The organism is Martelella alba (genome assembly GCF_005217455.1).
Taxonomy (GTDB): Bacteria; Pseudomonadota; Gammaproteobacteria; order Enterobacterales; family Enterobacteriaceae; genus Acerihabitans.
Genome location: NZ_SZPQ01000176.1, coordinates 1 through 567, shown reverse-complemented (window position 1 = coordinate 567; position 567 = coordinate 1). Strand labels below are relative to the sequence as shown.

The following is a 567-nucleotide window of genomic DNA, read 5'->3' as shown; positions in this document are numbered from 1 at the left end:
GAAAAGCGCGTATTTTTAGTCATCCTGTTACCTCTCTCTCAAAGAGTTTAGTCTCCAGGATTCCCGGGGCGGTTCAGAAGCCTGCCCCTCACCATTCACAAAACCCATTCGTCATTGGAGGTAACACACCAGGAACTACCGTTGACGAGCTGACCGCTGAATTTAACAAAACCAGTCAGCTTCGCCCGGACGTGGCGAAAGCTGTCTGGCACAATTCTCTCCGTCTTCCATCCGGCGAGTCTCTATCTACCCAAAAGTGGTCAGAGATCGCTGACAGCTACATGAAGAGGATGGGTTTCAGCTCAACACATCTGAGAACCTACATTCTCCATGACGATATGGCCGGCCAGCACATTCATATCATCGCCAGCCGGATCGATATGGCAGATGGAAATCTCTACTTGGGCAGAAACGAGAATCTGATCAGCACCCGCATTATCCAAAAGCTTGAACGGGATTTCGGGCTGACCAGAACAAAAGGTCCAACACAACGGTAATCCCCCCGAAAAACCGGTGTGTTCATAAGTAGAATTTTCTCGTAACCTGAATCGGGGAGATCTCTATGAA

Annotated in this window: 1 protein-coding gene; it reads left to right on the top strand. The window is 49.2% G+C overall.

Translation table 11 applies throughout. The features are described from left to right. A partial coding sequence (locus FCN80_RS26290) for a relaxase/mobilization nuclease domain-containing protein (RefSeq protein WP_230492994.1) occupies nucleotides 1-497 on the top strand: 497 nt, incomplete at its 5' end. Nucleotides 498-567 lie beyond the last annotated feature (70 nt).